This is a genomic window from Streptomyces javensis, assembly GCF_039525925.1.
GTDB lineage: Bacteria > Actinomycetota > Actinomycetes > Streptomycetales > Streptomycetaceae > Streptomyces > Streptomyces asiaticus.
The window spans coordinates 35,006-52,759 of sequence record NZ_BAAAIF010000035.1 but is presented as its reverse complement, the minus strand read 5'-3'; the positions used below and the strand labels follow the sequence as shown (position 1 = coordinate 52,759).

At 73.7% G+C, this 17,754-nt stretch carries 15 protein-coding genes; 11 read left to right on the top strand and 4 right to left on the bottom strand.

Annotated features, from left to right (window positions below; translation table 11 throughout):
* Positions 1-2,687, top strand: a 2,687-nt coding sequence (locus ABD329_RS27425; protein WP_344317056.1) for a hypothetical protein, incomplete at its 5' end; no start/stop codon positions are given.
* Between the two features lie 158 nt (positions 2,688-2,845).
* Here ABD329_RS27425 and ABD329_RS27420 read toward each other — a convergent pair.
* Positions 2,846-5,194 carry a helix-turn-helix domain-containing protein gene (locus ABD329_RS27420; RefSeq protein ID WP_344317055.1) on the bottom strand — a complete coding sequence of 783 codons (2,349 nt, stop codon included), beginning with the start codon at positions 5,192-5,194 and terminating at the stop codon, positions 2,846-2,848.
* 245 nt (positions 5,195-5,439) lie between these two features.
* Here ABD329_RS27420 and ABD329_RS27415 point away from each other — a divergent pair, with 245 nt between their 5' ends.
* Together ABD329_RS27415 and ABD329_RS27410 are read left to right on the top strand one after the other, a co-directional pair.
* Positions 5,440-6,135, top strand: a complete 696-nt coding sequence (locus ABD329_RS27415) for a hypothetical protein (protein ID WP_198282483.1) — start codon at positions 5,440-5,442, stop codon at positions 6,133-6,135.
* A 451-nt stretch (positions 6,136-6,586) separates the two neighbouring features.
* Positions 6,587-7,267: a GOLPH3/VPS74 family protein gene (locus ABD329_RS27410; RefSeq protein WP_198281931.1), complete on the top strand. Its 681-nt coding sequence runs from the start codon at positions 6,587-6,589 to the stop codon at positions 7,265-7,267.
* 82 nt (positions 7,268-7,349) lie between these two features.
* Here the strand turns inward: ABD329_RS27410 and ssgD are convergent, their stop codons facing one another.
* Positions 7,350-7,763 carry a spore wall synthesis regulator SsgD gene (ssgD, locus tag ABD329_RS27405; RefSeq protein WP_198281932.1) on the bottom strand — a complete coding sequence of 138 codons (414 nt, stop codon included), beginning with the start codon at positions 7,761-7,763 and terminating at the stop codon, positions 7,350-7,352.
* A gap of 228 nt (positions 7,764-7,991) precedes the next feature.
* On the opposite strand from ssgD, the gene ABD329_RS27400 reads away from it, so the two are divergent.
* The 3 genes from ABD329_RS27400 (at position 7,992) to ABD329_RS27390 (ending at position 10,779) form a co-directional block, all read left to right on the top strand.
* Entirely contained in the window at positions 7,992-9,500 is a 1,509-nt protein-coding gene (locus ABD329_RS27400; protein ID WP_344317053.1) for a PT domain-containing protein, read from the top strand.
* A 251-nt stretch (positions 9,501-9,751) separates the two neighbouring features.
* Complete coding sequence (locus ABD329_RS27395; protein ID WP_198280260.1) at positions 9,752-10,603, top strand: helix-turn-helix domain-containing protein; 852 nt, start codon at positions 9,752-9,754, stop codon at positions 10,601-10,603.
* On the top strand, positions 10,582-10,779 hold the full coding sequence (locus ABD329_RS27390; RefSeq protein WP_198280259.1) for a DUF397 domain-containing protein: 198 nt from the start codon (positions 10,582-10,584) through the stop codon (positions 10,777-10,779). Before ABD329_RS27395 ends, ABD329_RS27390 begins: the two co-directional genes overlap by 22 nt.
* Positions 10,780-10,794: 15 nt before the next feature.
* Here the strand turns inward: ABD329_RS27390 and ABD329_RS27385 are convergent, their stop codons facing one another.
* Positions 10,795-11,091: a YciI family protein gene (locus ABD329_RS27385; RefSeq protein WP_198280258.1), complete on the bottom strand. Its 297-nt coding sequence runs from the start codon at positions 11,089-11,091 to the stop codon at positions 10,795-10,797.
* 30 nt (positions 11,092-11,121) lie between these two features.
* Between ABD329_RS27385 and ABD329_RS27380 the strand changes: the two genes are divergently transcribed.
* Positions 11,122-11,844 carry an endonuclease V gene (locus ABD329_RS27380; protein WP_198280261.1) on the top strand — a complete coding sequence of 241 codons (723 nt, stop codon included), beginning with the start codon at positions 11,122-11,124 and terminating at the stop codon, positions 11,842-11,844.
* A gap of 137 nt (positions 11,845-11,981) precedes the next feature.
* On the opposite strand, the gene ABD329_RS27375 is transcribed toward ABD329_RS27380, so the two are convergent.
* Positions 11,982-12,473, bottom strand: coding sequence for a DUF1203 domain-containing protein (locus tag ABD329_RS27375; protein ID WP_246618909.1), 492 nt, complete (start codon positions 12,471-12,473; stop codon positions 11,982-11,984).
* A gap of 163 nt (positions 12,474-12,636) precedes the next feature.
* Between ABD329_RS27375 and ABD329_RS27370 the strand changes: the two genes are divergently transcribed.
* From ABD329_RS27370 to ABD329_RS27355, 4 genes are all read left to right on the top strand, one after another.
* Positions 12,637-13,575, top strand: coding sequence for a dihydrodipicolinate synthase family protein (locus ABD329_RS27370; RefSeq protein WP_198280256.1), 939 nt, complete (start codon positions 12,637-12,639; stop codon positions 13,573-13,575).
* A complete protein-coding gene (locus tag ABD329_RS27365) occupies positions 13,572-15,029 on the top strand; it encodes a sialate:H+ symport family MFS transporter (RefSeq protein ID WP_198280255.1) in 1,458 nt (485 codons plus the stop codon). Before ABD329_RS27370 ends, ABD329_RS27365 begins: the two co-directional genes overlap by 4 nt.
* Before the next feature lie 175 nt (positions 15,030-15,204).
* Positions 15,205-16,350, top strand: coding sequence for a CaiB/BaiF CoA transferase family protein (locus ABD329_RS27360; RefSeq protein ID WP_198280254.1), 1,146 nt, complete (start codon positions 15,205-15,207; stop codon positions 16,348-16,350).
* Between the two features lie 72 nt (positions 16,351-16,422).
* A complete protein-coding gene (locus tag ABD329_RS27355) occupies positions 16,423-17,637 on the top strand; it encodes an acetyl-CoA C-acetyltransferase (protein WP_198280253.1) in 1,215 nt (404 codons plus the stop codon).
* The last annotated feature ends 117 nt before the right edge of the window (positions 17,638-17,754 follow it).

Genomic DNA, 17,754 nt, shown 5'->3' with positions numbered 1-17,754 from the left:
CCGGCCGGGCCGTCTCCGACCACGCGAGCTCTGACCGGGCCGAGTACGGCCAGGCTGCCTCTGACCACGCCGCCTCCGACCACGACATCTACGACCGGACCGACCACGCCGCCTACGACCGGACCGACCACGCCGCCTACGACCGGACCGACCACGCCGCCTACGACCGGACCGACCACGCCGCCTACGACCGGGGCGCCACCGACCGGGCCACCTCCCTCCACGCCACCGATGGCCGCGGCGTCACCCACGCCGTGATCGAGCCCGCCGTGCTCGAGGTCCTGCCGCGTTCCCGCCGTCAGGCCGAGGCCCGCCGGATGGCTGCCCAGGCGCGTGAGCGCGGTGCGCCCTGGACCACCGTGCTGGAGTCGGTGGCCCATCTGCCGGTCGAGGAGGCGCGCGAGGAGCTGGTGGCCGCCGTGCGCCGCTCCTCGGCCGAGGACCGCGCCCTGGCCCATCCGCTGCTGATCCGGTGCGTGGCCCGCTCCGGCGACCCGGACGCCCTGACCGAGCTGCTGCGGCAGCTGGAGCGGTTGCGCAACGAGCAGGACCCGGTGCGCTCCGCCGCGCTCGGCGCGCTCGCCCACACCCACCCCGCGCTGTTCACCGACGACGCCGCCGAGCAGCTGGACCGGATCGCCGCCGACGCGATCTCCGCCCGCGACTCGTCCGCCGCCACCCGCCAGGCGCTGCGGCACCTGGCCGTGGCGCTGCTGCGCGAACACGCCGTCACCGGCCGGCGGCAGCTGCTGGGCTGGGCGCTGCGCACCCTCACCCGGCTCGCGGGCAGCGTCGGCGCCGCCGACCTTGGCCGCCTCGACCACCAGCTGCGACGTGGTCAGGAGCAGGCGGTGTTCGAGGCGTTGCGGCCCTGGCTGGAGGCGGGCGCCGAACGGGTCGACCACGAGCTGACCTTCGCCCTCGCCCGCTCCCTCGGACGGCGCGCCCACGCCCTCCCCGAACTCCAGGAACTCCTGTGGCAGGCCATCTCGTTCGGCAGCGACGCGACCGCCCGCACCGCCATCGCGCTGTGGCTGGAACCACCGGCCGAGCGGGACGCCCGCGTGGCCGAGCTGCTCGCGCACGAGCCCTCGGCCGCCGTGCTGCCGCCGGTCCTGGCCGTGCTGACCCGCCGTCGCACCGATCTGCTCGACCTCGTCCTCGGCGACACCCCGCCGTACGGGCGCTTTCTGGCCCCCGGCACCCACTGGACCCCGCCCACCGGGCGGGACACCGGCCGCTGGCTGCCCCGTCAGCAGGCCGCCGCCGCCCGCCTCCTGGACCGGGCCGCCGCCGACACCTCCCTGCGGCCGGGGCAGCGGGCGGCCGCCGTCGCCGACGCCGCGCCGATCCCGGGCCACGGCGCGGCCACCGTCCGGACCTGGACGGACACCGACGATGTGGCCCTGGCCGAGACCGCGCTCGCCGCCCTCGCCCGCACCGACCGTCCCGGCGATGCCCTGCCCGCCCTGTTCGCCCACGCGGGCGACGACCGGGCCCGGGTGGCGATGTACGCGGCCACGAGGGCGTCCCGGTACGTCGAGCCGTCACGGCTGGGGCGGCTGGTGCGCGGGGTGCTCGCCCCGGACGGGGTCGCCACCGCCGTACCGCCCGTCCCCGCGAAGGTCACCAGCCGTAAGGAGGCCGTCCGGCTCGCCGCCACCCTGCTCCCGGTGGCCGACGCCGCCGCGCTGCTCGCCGACACCTTCGAGCTGCCCGGCCAGCACCCCGATGTGCAGGCCGCCTGTGTCGCCTTCGGCACCGGGCTGCTCGACACCGAACGCGCCTGGGAGCTGCTGACCGCGGCCGCGAGCGGTCGGCGCGAGCTGCGCCACGCCGTGCTGCGCACCCGGCCGCTGGACCTCGCCGAGGCCCACCGCGGCCGCTACGCCCAGCTCATACGCGCCGTCTGCGACACCGACGACCCCGAGGTGGCCGCGGCCGGGTACGGGGCGCTGGCCCGCTGGTCGCCATGGGCGCCGGACGCGGCGGCCGTGCTGGTCGAGGCTGTCACCGACCTGGGCAACCGGGCGAGCTGGCGGCCCGCCGCCGACGCCCTGCTGGACCTGATGGCCGCGGCGCCCGACGGTTCGCCCGGTGACAACCCGCTGGCCTGGGCGCTCGCCGCGCTCGCCACCGCCGACGCCCGCCCCGGCGGCCCCGACGCCGAACCGGACCGGGACCGCCCCGCGCACCGCCGCATCCGGCACCTGGCCGACCGGCTCGCCACCCTGGCCCGGATGCGGCCCCGGGTGACCCGGCGCACCGCGCGGGCCGCCGGTGAACTCCTCGCCGGATACGAGACGTTCGTCCAGGAGGCGGCCCATGTGCTGGTGAACGCCCTCGACCTGAACTCCCGCCCGGGCCCGCTGGCCGCCGCCCTGGCCCGCCTCGCCCGGCTGCACGCCACCCGCCCCGCGCTCGCCGTCCGTACCGCCGACGCCCTGCGGCAACGGCTGAACACCGCCACACGGCCGGGCTCCGACGCGGCCCTGCTGCGCGCCGCGCGGGAGCTCGACGAGGACGGCGGCCACGCCTCCGGGCTGTTCGCCGCGACCCTTACGGAGGTGGCCGGGGCCCGTACGGATTGGGCGGGGCCCTGGCGGGAGCGGCTGCGCACGCTGCGCGGCCATCCGCACGCGGATGTGCGGGACGCGGCGCTGCGGCTCACGACGACGGTGGAGTGAGGTGGCGGTGCGGCCGGGGCCCGGGTCCCGGATGCCCGGGTCCCGGATGCCCGGGCCCCGGGTGCCCGGGCCCCGGATGCCGGGGTCCCGGTGGCCATGGGGGGTCCGGGGGCTCCGGGGCCCGGAGCCCGGGCATCCGGGGCCCGGGGCTCTGGAGGTCAGTCGCTCTTGTGCCAGGTGCCGTCGGCGTAGTCGTAGTCGTAGGCGGGGCGCCCCTTGACGCTGCTGGTGCGGAACGGCGAGCCGTGGTCGTCGATCCGCACCGTCCCCGAGCGGCCGCCGCTCGACCAGTCCAGCTCCAGGTACCAGCTACAGTCGCAGCCCGCCGTCCGGGCGTTGACCAGTAACACCTCGGGGTCGGAGGCCGAGACGCGGTAGGGGAATTGGACGGCGGGGATCGGCTTGCCCGCGTCATTGCCGTCCGTGGGCCGGGCCAGCGGACGGGCGGCGTCCAGATTGACCGAGAAGGCGCGCGGGGTGAGGGAGCCCCCGCAGCCGTTGTCCATGGCGAACGACGACCACGCGAGCGGGGTGCGGCGGCCCACGACCCGTACGTGCAGGGCCTGAAGGACGACGGCCGACGAGGCCCGGCCCTGCACCGTGACCTCCACATTGGTGGTCCCGCCGTGCACCGCGTCATGGGCGGCGGCCCACGTCGGGGCGTCCTGCTCGGTGGGCGGCGGGGCGACCTGGGTCGGGGGGCGGTCGATGAGATAGCGGTGGCCGCAGCCGTTCTCCCAGACGTGGGAACGGGTGGCGAGGGTGAGCGGGAGCTTGGTGGTCCCGCCGTGGTCGGTCCCCTTGGACGCGCCGGGCGCGGGGGAGCCGGAGGCGTTCCCCTTGGCCCTGTGCTCCTTGCCGCGTTCACCCTTCCGGTCGTCGCCGTCGCGCGGTGAGCCGGACTCCTTGTCGCCGTCCGTCTTCTGACGGTCCAGATGGCCCCGGGCGGTCGGCCCGGCGGGTGGGGTGGAGGTGGACGCGGCGGAGGGAGGCACGGCCGCGGTGTCCTTACGGCCGTCCTCCCCGGGCGGCCGCACCTCGACCGCCGTAACGGCGAGTACGACAACGGCGGCGGCCCCGGCGAGCAGCGCCCATGGTCGGCGTGCGCGCGAGGGGGCGGCGGGGCCCATGGCGTTCGCCGCCACGGCCCGTAAACGGGCTCGCTTGGCGGGCGGGGGGTCGGCCTTGCCGGTGGGGGCGGGTCCGGTGTTGCCGGTGGCCGTGCGTTCCCCCGCCTTGGCCGTGGGTGCGGAATTGGCCGTGGCCGTCAGCCTGGGCCCGGCGGTGGGCGTGGCGGGCGGTTCGGCCCGGGTGGCATCGGCCCGGTCGGTGGCGTCCCGGTTGGTGGCCGGGGATCCGGCCTCGGCCGTGGGTGTGGCGGGCGGTTCGGCCCGGGTGCCGTCGGCCTGGGCGCCGTCGGCCCGGTCGGTGGCTGGGGACCACGGGCGAGGGGGGCGGGCCTGCCCGGTAGCCAGGGATCCGGCCTCGGCCGTGGGTGTGGCGGGCGGTTCGGCCCGGGCGGCATCGGTCCGGTCGCCGTCGGCCCGGTCGGTGGCTGGGGACCACGGGCGAGGGGGGCGGGCCTGCCCGGTAGCCAGGGATCCGGCCTCGGCCGTGGATGTGGCGGGCGGTTCGGCCTGGGTGCCGTCGGCCCGGTCGGTGGCGTCGCCGCGCTGGCGTGGGTTGCCGTTCTGGTGTGTGACCGCGTCAGGACGCACGGCGCCACCGGCCTGCGCCGACCGGTCCGGGCCGGTGTCGCCTCCGGGGTGGCCCGGTGCGGGGTCGGCCGCGGCGGACGCGTGGCGCGTGACCGGGCGGGCGTCGGGCATCGGAGCGGCCCTTGACGCGTCGGCCGGGTTGGCGGTGTCGTGTCGCTCCTCCGGCCGCTCCTCCGGCCGCTCATCGGCTGCCGCGCGCGGCTGAGCGCCGGGTGAGCGTTCGCCCGCCTCCAGCCCGGTGCCGTTGTCTCCGGCCCGGCCGGTGGTCGTGGCCGCGTCCGGGTGAGGGTCGGTCACGGGGCCCGGCCCGGACGTGTCGACGCGCGCCTTACGGCGGTCGGCGGCCAAAGGCGCGGCGGGCTCCGTGGTGGTCCCGGACGCGTCCGACGCGGCGTCGGTGCCCCGTACATCGGCCGAGTGCCGCGGCGCACCGCCACCGGACCGGGCGTTGCTCCCCCGCACCGCGCTGTCCGCGGCCGGGCCGTCGGCCGCGTCCTCGACCCCGCGCGGAGCCGACATCGCACTCTCGCGCGCGCGGCGCTTCGCGGCGTCCGCGAGGATCCAGCGGCGGTGGAGCGCGACCAGCTCCTCCGGGGTGGCGCCGCACAGCCGGGCGAAGCGCTCGACGGGGGCGTACTCCGCCGGAACCGCGTCGCCGTTGCAGTAGCGGTGCAGCGTGGACGTGCTGACGTGCAGTCGTGTGGCCAGCGAGCCGTAACTGCGGCCCGAGCGCTCCTTCAGCGCCCGGAGTCTCTCGGCGAAGTCCTCGACCTCTTTGGCGTTCCCCACGCCCACCACCCCCCAATATCGTCCCCGGCACCGCGAGTCGTCCCGTGGGCGTCCCACGAGCGCGTTCCAGGGTGTTGTCATACCCCCAAGTCAGCGTACGTGCAGGCGTTCCAGCGTCCCGAATGCCCCGCCGGTCGTAGCCGCCACGGCCAGGTGGCGCACAGGCTTGTCCTGCCGCCGCGACCTCCCGGTGCGACGGCGACATGCCGAAACCCTGAGATCGGGAAGAGACGGGGAAACACCTCATGCGCAAGCCCACGCACTCATTCCGCGGCGCCGCGCTCGGCGTCGTGGCAGCGGCCGTCGGGGTCGTGGCCGTGGCCGGGACCGGGCCGGCCCTGGCCCATGCACCGTCGGCCCAGGGCCAGGGCCAGGCCCAGGCCCAGGCCCGGGGGGAGGCGCAGGTGGCCGTGCCCCTGCGCACCCCCGGCCACCTCGTGCCGAGGGAGCTCCCGCCGCATCCGAGCTCCGACTGGTACGCGAGTGATGTCACCAAGGGCCTGCCCGAGACCCCTCCGTTCTGCGTGGAGAAGACCTTCCCGTCGGCCGGGGCGACCCACCGCACCTTCTGGACCGAGTACGACACCGGCGCCAGCCAGATCGTGGTCAGGACCGGCACGGTGGACGCGGCCCGCAAGCTCGCCGCCGCGGCCGAGAAGAAGATCCGGAACTGCGCCGCCGACTGGGAGCGCCAGTTCCCGGAGGGCACCGCCTCATGGCGGGACTACGGCGGCCTGACGGCCGAGGACGGCGCCCATGTCTACGGCGTCCACACCTCGTACCCGGACTCGGAGCCCGGCATCCACCTCTTCGGAGTGGGTCGCGACGGCCGGACCGTCACCGTCGTGACGTGGGGCGAGATGGGCGGCTACGACCAGGCGCCACTGGCCGACTTCAAGCGCACCGCCACGACTGCCGTGGTCAAGCTGTACCACCCGTGAGCGGGACCTGACGGGGGCCTTACGGGGGACGGAGGCCTTACGGGGGACGGGGTCCGAGGGGGCTGACGGGGGCGGCCCGAGCGGGCCGACGGGGGACGGGGGATGCGGTCCGAGGGGGACCGGTGGCGGCCACGCGTACACACGGGGGTACGCGTCGCCGCCACCTCCGCGTGTCGCGACTTCCGCGTGTCGCGACCTCCGCGTGTCCCGGGTCCGGGTGTCCCGGGCCCGCCGTCCTGGGGCCGGGCCACGGCGTCCGGAAATGGGCCATGTCCCCCGGGAGATGCCAAGCCCCGGGGAGATGACGTGTTCCGGGCAACCCGGCCTCGGTCAGGTGACGTGTTCCCAGGAGCCGCGGAGACCCCGTGGCGGAGGGTCGATCATGAGGGTGCGTGGCCGATATGGTCGAAGTACGCCGCCCCACCGGACGCCCGACCGTCGGAGGTTTCCCGTGCCGAACGGATCGCTCTCCCTTTCCGCCTCGCTCTACCTGCTCTCCTACGACACCGAGACCGGCCAACCCGCCGGTTCGCACACCGCACTCCTCGTCCGCGCCGCCGCCCTCACCGAACTCGTTCAGCGGGGCATGCTCACCGACGCCGACGGCAGCCCCTGCCCCGTGGCCGACGCCGCCACCGGGGACCAAGCGCTCGACGGGCTGCTGGAGCTGATCGGCGAGTCCCGGCCGCGCAGCTGGCAGATCTGGGTGGGGCATCAGCCGCGGCTGACCGAGCACGCGGTCCGCGACCAGATGGTGGCGGCCGGATATGTGCGGGCGAAGGGGAAGCGGATGCTGGGGCTGTTCCCCGCCAAGGAGTACCTGCTGGAACGGCCGGATCAGGTGGCCGGGATGCGGGACGACGCGGTGCGCGTGCTGCACGGCGAGCAGCCGGTGGCCGAAGTGTCCGAACGGGACGCGGCGTTGGTCACCCTCGCGGCGGCGGGTGAGCTGAGGTCCGTGGTGACGGCCACGGACGCCAAGGTCCGCAAGCGCCGGATCCTGGAGCTGGGTGAGCGCTGCGGGGGCATGGGCCCGGTGCTGGAGAAGGTCATCGCGCAGGTGCGGACGGCGCTCGCCGCCGCGGTCGTCACGACCATGCTGGCGTCGACCACGGCCGTGACCGCCACCTGACCCCTCACCGTCAGGAGCGGGATCGGACGCCCGTACGGGCCCGAGCCTCCGTACCGGCCGGGCCCGAGCCTCCGTACGGAACTCAGGCGTCTCTCAGCAGCGACGCCAGCCCCTCGTCCAGGTCGAGCTCCCCGGCCTCGCTGCCCTCGGGGACGACCGCGTACGACCGGCCGAGGAATCTGCGGAGGTCGGCGGTGTCGAACTGGACCATGGCCATGCCCTCGGGGGCATGGAACTCCAGGACCGTCCCCTGTGGTCCGCTCGGCCACATCTGCACATCCCCGCTGCCCGCGGGGCCGCGCAGCCCGGCCGCGAGCAGCTCGCGCCCGAACGTCCACTCCACCGCGGAGCCGTCGAGGGACGCGGAGGGCGGGAAGGAGACACGGACAGCGAACGGGTCGTCCCGCTCGTAGCGCAGGCAGGCCGGAATCGCGCGCGACTCGGGGGTCGACGCGATCAGCTGTGCCTGGACGGCTTGGTCGATGACAGTGGTCACGTCGGCTCCCTTGCGATAGGTGCGGGGCGCGTCGCCCTTACGACCGTTAAGACGTTTGGGCGATCAGGCCAGTGCACCCACTTTCGACGTGACGTGCGTCACGACTGATTTTTCGAGGGGACATAGGGCATTTAGAGTTGCCAATCCATGCAAGGTCTCGGGCGCCGTGCGGAGCTGTTACAGAAACGTCGGCCATGACGAGGCACCCACCCCAGGGGTTGTTCCACCATGACCGAAGGTCACGCGGCGCTCGACACCGCCGCCTACAGCCGAATCTACGAAGCCGAATATTCGCGTCTGTGCGGATATGCCCGAACTCTCACCGGTAATCCCTGGGTTGCGGGGGACCTGGTGGCCGAGGCGCACTACAGCGTGTGGCGTCGGATCCGCGCCGGGCACCCCCTCGGTGCCGACGCCGTCCCGGCCGAGCTGACGGGCGCCGTAAGGGCGCTGTCGGCCGGGGTGGGGAACGGGGGGCCGTCGCAGCAGGCGTCGTACCTCGAACCGCTCGTCCAGGTCCTCGACGAGCTGCCGCAGCGCTGGGTCAAGGTGCTGTGGCTCGCCGAGGTCGACGGGCTCCCGGCGGAGGAGGTGGCGTGGCGGACCGGGGCGAGCCCGGACGGCGCGGCGGCCCTGGTGGAGCGCGTCCGGGAGAGCGTGCGCCAGGAGTTCCTGCGCGCCCAGCCCGGCTATCCGGCGAGCGCCGCGTGCGGTGGGCACTGGGAGGGGCTGCCCGACCATGTGCGGGGCGCGGACTCCCCGCACCAGGCCGAGCAGATCGCCGTCCACATCGACGGCTGCCAGGACTGCCGGGGCCGGATGGAGCAGCTGGTCGCGGCCGACGGTCGGCTGTCCGCGCTGACCGGCCCGGCGCTGCTCGCGCTGTACGACCGGGACATGGCGCGCTTCCTGGCGCCGCTGGCGGCCGCCGGTGCGGTGGGTGCCGTGGGGGCCGCCGGAGTGGGCGCCCTGGCGACCGGCGGCGGTGCGCACGCGGCGCCCTCGAACGGGCCGCTGGTCTCCTCCCGCCGTTCCATGCACCACCTCGTGCGCGGGCAGGTGCGCCAGGCGGGGCCGGTGGCGGTCGCGGCGGCCGCGGGCGGTGTGCTGCTGGTCGCGGGGGCGGCGGTCATGACGGGGCTGGCGCTGACGGACGGTGGCTCGGCGGCGGCGCAGCAGCCGGCGGCGGCCTCGGAGCCATCCATATCGGATACGTCCGACTCCGCCGATTCTTCGGCTTCTTCCGGGTCGTCCACCGCGTCCGGGGCCTCGCGGCACTCGGAGGGCTCGCGGGCGGGCGTTCCGGGGGAGGCGTCCCGGAATCGGCCGTCCACCGCGGGCGTGCCCACCGGGCACTCCCCGACGGATGTGCCGTCCAGTGCCGTGTCCCCCTCGCGCAAGGCACCGACGTCCGGTTCCTCGGAATCGCCCTCGTCGCGGCCGTCTTCGCCCTCGTCGTCCGCTTCGTCCTCCGAGTCGAGTGGCCCGTCGCACCGGCCGACCGACGAGCCGACCGACGAGCCGACCGACGAGCCGACCGACGAGCCGACCGACGAGCCGACCCAGAAGCCGACGGACGGCGGTCCGTCGGACCCGGAGGGCACTCCGAGCGGGCAGCCGACGCAGCGGCCCACGGCCGGGCCGGACGACCACGGCTCCGACTCCGGGTCCGGCTCCGACTCCGGCGACTCCCGGGGCTGCGTCTCGCTCGTGGTCCGGCTCTGCGTCTCCCGCTAGGCCCGCCAGGGGGTGCCTGCCGAGTCTTGGCGCCTGCGGCGGGCAGCCCCCTCCCCGCCCCTTCCCGAAACTGGGGCTCCGCCCCAGACCCCGGACCGGGGCTTCGCCTCTTCCCGCAGCGTGGATTTGCGGGAAGGGGCGCGGGGAGGGGGTCAATTACGGAACGTGTCAAGTGCGTCGCCCTCCGGAGCGTAAGCTCCAAAAAAAGCCAGCGGTCCCGGCCGGACAGCGGGACCAGGAGGGACGGACCAATGGTGTTCCAGCCGCGCGAACTCTTCCCCGACCGCTCCGCACGCGACCTGTTCGGCGCGGAGATCCGCCGCCACCGCGAGAAGGCGGACATGTCGCTGCGGCGGCTGTCCGAGGTGCTGAACTACAGCAAGTCCCACCTCGCGCGAATCGAAGCGGCGGAGTCGCTGCCGTACGACGACCTACCGGCGAAGCTGGACGCGTGCTTCGGCACGGATGGGGTGTTCGCGCGGATCTATGCATTGGCCAAGAACGAGCCGTTTCCGGGGAAGTACCGGCGGATGATCGAGATCGAGAAGCGCGCCGCCGTTATCGAGCAGTACGTGAGCGTGGGCGCTCCTGGACTTCTCCAGACACCGCGCTACGCGGAGGCGTTGATGCGCAGCGTCCATCCGCATGCGCCGAACGCGGAGATCGAGGCCATGGTGAAGGCGCGCATCGACCGACAAGCGCGGCTGGTCGAGCCCAAGCCGCCACGCTGCTGGTTCATCCTGGACGAGGCCGTGCTGCACCGCCCCGTCGGCGGACCAGACGTCACGCGCGATCAGTTGGCTTCCCTGCTCAAGCAGGGGGCACAGTCGCACGTGACCATTCAGGTGCTCCCTTTCGCAGTAGGAGAGCACCCGGAAATGCTGGGTGGTGTGCTGAAGGTCTACACCGTGCCCGGCGAGCCCCAGGTGGCCTACGAAGAAGGCAGTCGCTCGGGTGTCCTCATCGAGGACCAAGCTGAAGTCGCCATGCGCCGGGAGAACTACGATCTGCTCAGGGCAATGGCCCTATCGCCTCGCGATTCCGAGGCAATGATCCAAACCGCGATGGAGGACTACACCCCATGCCCACGACCAGGGACGTAAGTGCAGCGGTCTGGCGCAAGAGCAGCTACAGCAACGGCGATGGCGGCGATTGCGTCGAGGTCGCCGACAACCTCCCGGGCCTCGTCCCCGTCCGCGACTCCAAGAACCCCGACGGCCCCGCTCTCGTGTTCCCCGCCGGATCGTGGGCCGTGTTCATAGCCTCCCTCAAGGCATAAGCCGAAACGGGCTCCTTACGGCCGCTGCTGGCGGTAATCGGCGAGGGCCGGGGCCGTGCGGGTGGCCAGGAACTCGGTGATCGTGTACTCGCCCACGCTCGCCACGATGAAGGGGTCGCTCGCCAGTATCTCCTCGATCTTCGCCCGGTCGTCGCCGAGCGCCAGGATGACCCCGCCGTCACGGGGGTTCTTGGGGCCGGAGGCGAGGAAGACACCGTTCGCGAAGTGGTCGTCCACCCAGACGAGGTGCTCGGGGAGGGCGGCCTCGACGCGGTCCGCCGAGGCGGTGTACGTGATCTCCAGTACGAACATGACGGGCAGGCTAGTAACGTGAGCGCCACGATGACCAGCGCCGTCGATCCACGATATGAACTGCCCCGCGACTGGCCCACGACCGAGGCCGAGGCCGTCGCCCTCCAGGAGCGGACGCGGGCGTCCGTGGTCGTCGGCGGCGAGGTGCCCGAGCCGGGCACCGGCACTGGCGCGGTCGTCGGGGTGGACGTGGCGTACGACGACGAGCACGACCTGGTCGCGGCCGCCGCCGTCGCCCTGGACGCCCGTAGCCTTGCCGTCGTCGCGGAGGCGACCGCGGTGGGCCGCGTCTCCTTCCCGTACGTCCCCGGGCTGCTGGCGTTCCGTGAGATCCCGGCCGTCCTCGACGCGCTCGGCGACCTCGACCGGCGGCTCGGCCGCCGCCCCGACCTGGTGGTGTGCGACGGCTACGGCCTCGCCCACCCCCGGCGGTTCGGGCTGGCCAGCCATCTCGGGGTGCTCACCGGGCTGCCCACCATCGGCGTCGCCAAGAACCCCTTCGGCTTCCGCCACGCCGACCCTGGGCCGCGCCGTGGCGACTGGTCGCCCCTGCTCGACGGGGCCGAGGAGGTCGGCCGCGCGCTGCGCACCCGTGACGCGGTGAAGCCGCTCTTCGTCTCCATCGGCCATCGGGTGACCATCGCGGACGCCTGCGCGTACACCCTGCACCTCGCCCGCGACTTCCGGCAGCCCGAGACGACACGGCGCGCGGACGCGCTGTGCCGCCGGGCTCTGAAAGCCGCCACGCTCTGAAAGCCGCCACGCACTGAACGCGGTGTGGTGAGCCCGACACTCCGAACGTGGCGGCTGTGCGCGCGGTACTCCGAGCGCGGTGCCGGGGGAACCCCTGTACCCCCCGGCGCCGCCCCGCACCCGGAGTGCCGGACGCCTCAGGCCCGCCGCGTCTCGGCCAGGAAGCAGCCGAACTCGACGGCGCGCACATGCACCGCGGCCACCCGCGGGTCCCCGTACAGCTCGGCCAGCCCCTCCTCGATCGTCGGCTCGCCGTCGTTCAGCAGCCGCCCGCCGAGGATGTTGCCCTCGGCCGTGTACGCCCGCAGCACCCGCCGTTGGCCCCGGATGCCGTCCGCGATGCCGGGGCCGGTCCAGCCGTCGCATTCGTCGAGGTGGATGAAGACCGGGCCGACCTCGTCGTACGGGCCGGGCCTGGCACCCGTCTCCCGCGCCCAGCGGCGCAGCGGGGCGTAGGAGACGAGCGCGATGGTCTCGTTCGGCCGGCTCCGGCCGAGGCAGCAGCGCATCGGGTTGCCGCCCTCCTCGTCCTCCACCACCAGCCGCGGCGGATTGCCCGCGTCATCGCTGATCCGCAGCTGCTTCAGCACCTCGGGCGCTATGGCCCGCATTTCATAGATTTCGTCCATGCGGTCAAGCCTGGCCGGTGGGCTCGCGGCGCGCTGGCGGGATTCGGACGAGGCGCTGCGGCGGGAATGTACTTGACAGGGCGATGGCGCTCCGTCAGATTCGGGCCCGAACATAGGACGTCCCACGTCCATATTGTCCCGCTATCCAGAAGGCTGGGTGTCGATGAGTCTTCCGGCTCCCCTTACCGGTGTCGTTCCGCCCCTGTGCACCCCGCTCACGCCCACGGGCGAGGTCGACACGCGTTCCCTCGCCGTGCTCACCGAGCGGCTGATCGACGCGGGGGTGAGCGCGCTGTTCGCGCTCGGCTCCAGCGGAGAGGCCGCCTATCTGAGCGACCGCGGCCGCCGTACGGCCCTTACGGCGGTCATCGAGGCCGTCGACGGGCGGGTTCCCGTGCTCGCGGGGGCGATCGACATGACGACCGCGCGGGTGCTCGATCACGCCCGTACGGCGGCGGAGCTGGGCGCGGACGGCATCGTGGCCACCGCGCCCTTCTACACCCGCACCCACCCCCTGGAGATCGCCGACCACTTCCGGCGGCTGCGCGACGGCGTGGGCAGGCCGCTGTTCGCGTATGACATCCCGGTCTCCGTCCACTCCAAGCTGACGACCTCGATCCTGCTGCCGCTGGCCGCCGACGCCACGCTGGCCGGGGTCAAGGACAGCAGCGGGGACGACGGGGCGCTGCGGCGGCTGCTGGTCGAGGTCCGCCGGCGCGGTCTCGCCGACACCTTCACCGTGCTCACCGGCTCCGAACTGGCGGTGGACGGCGCCCTGCTGGCGGGCGTCCATGGCGTCGTCCCGGGGCTGGCCAACGTCGATCCGGCCGGGTTCGTCCGGCTGTACGAGCACGCGCGCGCGGGGCGCTGGGAGCAGGCGGCCGCCGAACAGGACCGGCTGGCCGCGCTCTTCGCCATCACCGACGCCGGGGATCCCACCCTCATGGGCGGCAGCTCCTCGGGCCTGGGCGGCTTCAAGGCCGCGCTGCGGCTGCTCGGCGTGATCGACTGCGCGGACACCGCGCCGCCCCAGGTGCCGCTGGGCGACGCCGCCGTCAAGACCGTACGTCAACTCCTGGAGGAGGGAGGGCTGTTGTCGTGATCGAAGCCGCCAAGGTGCCCTGGTACCGCGAGGTCTCACCCGGTCAGTGGAAGTCCCTGTTCGCCGCCTGGATCGGCTATCTGCTCGACGGTTTCGACTTTGTGCTGATCACGCTCGTCCTGACCGAGATAGCCGACCAGTTCGACCTGAGCACGGCGTCGGCGGCGAGCCTCGTCTCGGGCGCCTTCATCACCCGCTGGCTCGGCGGCGCGGTGCTGGGCGCGCTGGGCGACCGCTACGGCCGTAAGGCCGCCATGATCATCAGTATTCTGCTCTACTCGTTCGGCACCTTCGCCTGCGGGTTCGCCTGGAACTACATCAGCCTGTTCACGGCCCGCCTGGTGATTGGCATGGGCATGGCTGGCGAGTACAGCGCAAGCGCCACCTACGTCCTGGAGAGCTGGCCCGCGCGGCTGCGCAACCGCGCCTCCGGCTTCCTCATCTCGGGCTACTCGGGCGGCACCATCATCGCCTCCGAGCTCTACAAGTGGGTGGTGCCCCACTGGGGCTGGCGCTGGATGTTCTGGATCGGTGTGCTGCCGGTACTGGTCGCCCTGTGGGTGCGGCGCGCGCTCCCGGAGGCCGGGGACTGGCACGAGGAGGTGGCGGCGGCGCGGGCGCGGCCGAACCCCTTCCGGCCGCTGTTCGCCGGACGCATCCGCGCGAGCGTCAACACGGCGCTGACCGCGGCCGCGAGCGTCGCCCTGTTCCTGGTCTTCACCCCGGCGGGCGCGGGCTGGCGCTGGCCGCTGTCGGTCCTGGCGGCGGGGTGCCTGTTCGCCTTCGCGGCCCAGCTCGGCGGACGCCGCCGCTGGCCGCTGTACGTGTCCCTGATGTGCACGGTCTTCTGCGCGTTCCTCTACAGCTGGCCGATCCAGGCGCTGCTGCCCACCTATCTGAAGGAGCAGCTCGCGTACTCGCCCTCCGAGGTCACCGATGTGATGTTCTACGCCGGGTTCGGGACCATGGCCGGCTGCTGGCTCGCGGGCTTCGTGGGCGACTGGCTCGGCACCCGGCGCGCCTACGCCGTGACCCTGCTCGCCTCGCTGGCCTTCGTCTTCCCGGTGTTCGCGGTGCAGGACTCGCTGGTCGGGCTGGGCGTGCTGCTGTTCTTCCTGCTCGCGCTGAGCCAGGGGATCTCCGGCATCCTGCCGAAGTACATCGCGGGCCACTTCCCGACCGGGAGCCGGGCGGCCTCGCTCGGCTTCGTCTACAACACTGGGGCGCTCGGCGGCGCGGTGGCGCCGGTGCTCGGCGCCCATCTGGCCGAGGGCATGTCCCTCGGGCGGGCGCTGGCGGTGCTCACCTTCGGGCTGACGCTGGTGGTGATCGTGCTGGTCGGCGCCGATGTGCCGCGCCGGCTGGGCCGGCTGACCGATCCGGAGGGCGACGAGGACCATCTCGTACCCGGACAGCCGCTGTCGATGGCGGGGCCCGACCTGAAGAAGACCTGATCCGAAAGGCCCGGTCGGCGCCACACCCGGCCCGCCGCGCTCCCGCACGGCCGAACCCCTTTGCCGGTCACGGGGCTTGGTTGTCCACAGGCCCAGGAGAGGGCTTGTGGAATGCGGGACGCGTTCTTAGCATCGGCGGTGTTACAGCGGTGGTGTCACACGATTGGGGGACGGGATGACGGTGGCGGAGGAAGGGGCGGCGAGCGGCCCGCTGGCCGGGGTGCGGGTGGTGGAGCTGGCCGGGATCGGGCCGGGTCCGTTCGCCGCCATGGTCCTCGCCGACCTCGGAGCCGACGTGGTGCGCGTCGACCGTCCCGGAGGCGCCGGGGGCCTGCGGATCGACCCGGACTACGACCTCGCCAACCGCAACAAGCGCTCGGTGCTGATCGACCTGAAGGCCGACGGGGGCACGGCCGTCGTGCTCGACCTCGTCGAGCGCGCCGACATCCTCATCGAGGGCTACCGCCCGGGGGTCGCCGAGAAGCTGGGCCTCGGCCCGGACGACTGCCTGGCCCGCAACCCCAAGCTGGTCTACGGCCGGATGACCGGCTGGGGCCAGGAGGGCCCGCTCGCCCGGACCGCCGGTCATGACATCGGCTATATCGCCGTCACCGGCGCCCTCAGCATGATCGGCGCCGCCGACGGCCCGCCCATCGCCCCCGCCAACCTCCTGGGGGACTATGCGGGAGGCTCGCTCTACCTCGTCATCGGCCTCCTCTCCGCCCTCCACCACGCCCGCGCGGGCGGCCCCGGCCAGGTCGTGGACGCCGCGATCGTGGACGGCACCGCCCATCTGACCGCCGTCACCCACGGCATGATGGCCGCCGGCGGCTGGCGGGACCAGCGCGGCAGCAACCTCCTCGACGGCGGCTGCCCCTTCTACGGCACCTATGAGACCGCCGATGGCGGCTATATGGCGGTCGGGCCGCTGGAGCGCAAGTTCTACGCGGAGTTCATCGAGCTGCTGGGGATCGCCGACCGGGCCCCGGCCCGTGATGACTTCGACAGCTGGGCCGCGCTGCGCGCCGCCATCGCCGACCGCTTCAAGGAGCGCACCCGCGAGGAGTGGACCGCCGTCTTCGGCGCCTCGGACGCCTGCGTCGCCCCCGTACTGTCGCTGCGGGAGGCCCCGGCCCATCCGCAGCTCGCCGCCCGCTCCACCTTCGTCGACCACGGCGGGATCACCCAGCCCGCGCCGGCCCCGCGCTTCTCCGCCACCCCGGGCGCGGTGCGCCGTGAGCCCGCCCGGCCCGGGGCGGACACCGACGAGGTGGCCCGCGACTGGGGAGTCACCTCGCTCATCGAGGGAAACCCGTCGTGAGCCCCATGTCCCCGCTTCCCGCCGGACCACTGAGCCGTCACCGCCCCAACCCTCCCTCGAAAGGCCGCTGACGTGAGCACCGAAGCGTATGTGTACGACGCCATCCGCACCCCGCGCGGGCGCGGGAAGGCCGACGGTGCCCTGCACGGCACCAAGCCCGTCGACCTGGTGGTGGGCCTCATCCACGAGCTGCGGCGGCGGTTCCCCGAGCTCGATCCGGCGGCGATCGACGACGTGGTCCTCGGCGTCGTCAGCCCGCTCGGCGACCAGGGCTCCGACATCGCCAAGATCGCGGCCATCGCGGCCGGGCTCCCGGACACCGTCGCGGGAGTCCAGGAGAACCGCTTCTGTGCCTCGGGCCTGGAGGCCGTCAACCTGGCGGCGGCCAAGGTCCGTTCCGGCTGGGAGGACCTGGTGCTCGCGGGCGGGGTCGAGTCGATGTCGCGCGTGAAGATGGGCTCCGACGGCGGAGCCTGGTTCGCGGACCCGATGACCAACTACGAGACCGGTTTCGTACCGCAGGGCATCGGGGCCGACCTCATCGCCACCATCGGCGGCTACAGCCGCCATGACGTGGACAGCTACGCCGCGCTCTCCCAAGAGCGGGCCGCCCGCGCCTGGAAGGAGGGGTACTTCGACCACTCGGTGGTCCCGGTCCGCGACCGCAGCGGGCTGACCGTCCTCGACCAGGACGAGCACATCCGCCCCGGCACCACCCCGGAGACCCTGGCGGGCCTGAAGCCGTCGTTCGCCGCCATCGGCGAGGCGGGCGGCTTCGACGCGGTGGCGCTTCAGAGGTACCACTGGGTCGAGGCGATCGACCATGTCCACCACGCGGGCAACTCCTCGGGCATGGTGGACGGCGCCGCCCTGGTGGCCATCGGCAGCCGTGAGGTCGGTGAGCGCTTCGGGCTGACACCGCGCGCCCGGATCGTCTCCGCCGCCGTCTCCGGAGCCGACCCGACCATCATGCTGACCGGCCCGGCTCCCGCCACCCGTAAGGCGCTCACCAAGGCCGGGCTGACCATCGACGACATCGATCTGGTCGAGATCAACGAGGCGTTCGCGGCGGTGGTGCTGCGCTTCGTGGACGACATGGGGCTGAGCCTGGACAAGGTCAACGTCAACGGCGGCGCGATCGCCATGGGCCATCCGCTGGGCGCCACCGGCGCGATGATCCTCGGCACGGTGATCGACGAGCTGGAGCGGCGCGGCGGGCGGTTCGGGCTGGTGACGCTGTGCGTGGGAGGCGGAATGGGCATCGCGACGGTGGTCGAGCGGCTTTAGAGCGGCCCTCGACCGGCTCCGGAGCCGCGCGGCTCCACGGCCGAGCGGTTTCGCGGCCGAGCGGCTCCAAGGACGCCGACCGAGCCGCTCTCAAGCCGTCGCCGTCTCCCCTTCCTG

Excerpts from the sequence above, each read along its gene's own strand:
- ABD329_RS27415 (WP_198282483.1), top strand. The coding sequence starts at position 5,440 with ATGCGCAAGCCCACGCACTCATTCCGCGGCGCCGCGCTCGGCGTCGTG.
- ABD329_RS27400 (WP_344317053.1), top strand. The coding sequence starts at position 7,992 with ATGACCGAAGGTCACGCGGCGCTCGACACCGCCGCCTACAGCCGAATC.
- ABD329_RS27395 (WP_198280260.1), top strand. The coding sequence starts at position 9,752 with ATGGTGTTCCAGCCGCGCGAACTCTTCCCCGACCGCTCCGCACGCGAC.
- ABD329_RS27390 (WP_198280259.1), top strand. The coding sequence starts at position 10,582 with ATGCCCACGACCAGGGACGTAAGTGCAGCGGTCTGGCGCAAGAGCAGC.
- ABD329_RS27385 (WP_198280258.1), bottom strand. The coding sequence starts at position 11,091 with ATGTTCGTACTGGAGATCACGTACACCGCCTCGGCGGACCGCGTCGAG.
- ABD329_RS27380 (WP_198280261.1), top strand. The coding sequence starts at position 11,122 with ATGACCAGCGCCGTCGATCCACGATATGAACTGCCCCGCGACTGGCCC.
- ABD329_RS27375 (WP_246618909.1), bottom strand. The coding sequence starts at position 12,473 with ATGGACGAAATCTATGAAATGCGGGCCATAGCGCCCGAGGTGCTGAAG.
- ABD329_RS27370 (WP_198280256.1), top strand. The coding sequence starts at position 12,637 with ATGAGTCTTCCGGCTCCCCTTACCGGTGTCGTTCCGCCCCTGTGCACC.
- ABD329_RS27360 (WP_198280254.1), top strand. The coding sequence starts at position 15,205 with ATGACGGTGGCGGAGGAAGGGGCGGCGAGCGGCCCGCTGGCCGGGGTG.